The organism is Bacillus sp. P4_D3 (assembly GCF_056401855.1).
This window is the reverse complement of the sequence record NZ_JBFUIN010000588.1, coordinates 1-1930: the sequence shown is the minus strand read 5'-3', so window position 1 is coordinate 1930 and position 1930 is coordinate 1. Positions and strand designations below refer to the sequence as shown.

The 1930-nt window shown below is 30.7% G+C and carries 2 protein-coding genes and 1 pseudogene; 1 reads left to right on the top strand and 2 read right to left on the bottom strand.

The window, feature by feature from the left end:
• The first annotated feature begins 167 nt into the window (after positions 1 to 167).
• Positions 168 to 434 (top strand): hypothetical protein, encoded by a 267-nt coding sequence (locus AC1DTM_RS24400; RefSeq protein WP_002126826.1) that lies wholly within the window; start codon positions 168 to 170, stop codon positions 432 to 434.
• A 243-nt stretch (positions 435 to 677) separates the two neighbouring features.
• On the opposite strand, the gene AC1DTM_RS24395 is transcribed toward AC1DTM_RS24400, so the two are convergent.
• Positions 678 to 1304, bottom strand: a complete 627-nt coding sequence (locus AC1DTM_RS24395; RefSeq protein WP_000432973.1) for a LysE family translocator — start codon at positions 1302 to 1304, stop codon at positions 678 to 680.
• Between the two features lie 234 nt (positions 1305 to 1538).
• Positions 1539 to 1930 (bottom strand): annotated as a pseudogene (locus tag AC1DTM_RS24390) (enterotoxin); the annotation flags it as partial.

The window sequence follows — 1930 nt, the reverse complement described above, 5'->3', positions numbered from 1 at the left end:
CATAGGCATGGTGTGCTATCCCATGCCCATCAACTTAAGAATTTTTTAACACCCCAAAACGAAAAAACAAGCTAAATTCTCATAGATAACTATCTTATAATTAATTATATAATTTATTTTGCGATATGATAATATAAAGATATTACACTTAAAAGAGGGGATTCAAATTGGTTAAAAACTTACCTTTACTAATAGTTATTTTAATACTAGATGTAAGTTCTTCTACATTAAGTACGAACGGATACTTTTCTCCAGTCATAGAATGGTCTTTAATGATTATAAGTATTATTTTAAACATTACTGCAGTTATAGGCTTATCACTACACGTCTTTGTATATCAACCTATGAAAAGATTTGAAAAAATTAAAATGAAATCTTCAAATAAAATAATTATATTTGAGGTAACACCACCTCGCCATCGAGTGTTGATTTAGAAAAAAGTTTAATTATAAATATTTTATGATATTCAATAAATTTAACTTATAAAAATATTTTTATTCTTATTCAACTATCCTGCCCCGTTAGTTTAAGTACATTTCTTCACAATTTTTACAGTGATAGTAACATAAATACCCAACAAAAAATCATCTCACCTCTAGAAATCTATAATGGTAGTTTTAGAATAAGTGAATAAGAGAAATAACCACCATTGATTATTTCTCTTTTCATATACATATTTATTTTTGGAAAAATAACCTAACTCCAAATACTAATAATACTGTGCCAGTAATACCCTCTATTGTACGGTTCACTTTTTCTTTTCTTAAAAAAGTTCTTAATTGACGTATTAGTGAGATATAAAGTAAATACCATATTGCTGTCAAAGTCGTAAATGTGAGTCCTAACAAAAGAAATTGGAAGAGATGACTTTGATTGCTCACAATAAATTGGGGTAGAAAACTTAGGAAAAACACAGCAGTTTTTGGGTTTAAGATTGCCGTGGTAAATCCTTGTCTAAAACTTTTAATCGTTCCAATATCCTTAGAGTTCATTTCCACTGAACCTGACATATCTTCTTTTTTAGACAAGGCACTTTTAATTGACTTTACAGCTAAGTAAATTAAGTAAAAAGCCCCAGCATATTTTATAAATGTAAATAACATAGAGAATTTCATTAGGATGGCAGAAAGTCCTAGTGTAGCCATTATTGTATGAATCATCATTCCAGATACCGTTCCTAAGACGGTCTTTATCCCACCATTTTTACCATGCGAGATAGTGTTTTTTGTAACTAAGGCAAAACCGGGACCAGGCATTATTATGATTAGGATTGCTGTGAGGATAAATAACAAATAATTTTCCATGTTCTAGTATTTCCTTTCCAATTTTTAGTTTTGCCTATAGTATAGCTTTTTTACTTAAAATATTAAATATAAAAAGCGTGATCAGGAGTTTATCGAGGTTATTAGTATCAATTTGACCAAACATTATCCTAAAGTTACATTGATAAAACACACGGCAAACTTATGGGTAAAATTACAAGCTCGGCTCTCACAAAAAACGGGATAAAAAAATAAACAGCGGAACTAGTCCACTGTTTATTTCGTCACACCCTCATGTAATTTTTCTGTATAATCTTTTACATCCTTCCAGCTATCTTTCGCTGTATTTAAATCTTCTTTTATAAAGGTAAATTCTTCAGGGCTGATTCCTTTTACGTTTTGTAGTAAATTATTATATTTCGCACCTACCGTATACCACTGATTTGATATGTTTTGCAGTGCTGTAATTGCTGCATCAATTGTTTCTGTCATATTAGTTGTTTTATTTTTTGCATCTGTCAAAATTGCCACTTCTGCTTGCGATCCAGAAATTCTATTCTTTAAACTGGCTATTTCTCGTTCTGCATTTGCAATATCTTTTTTCGCAATCGCAATCATCGGTCCCCCCGCAAGACAAGTTATTAACGCTACGCAAAGTACACCACCAG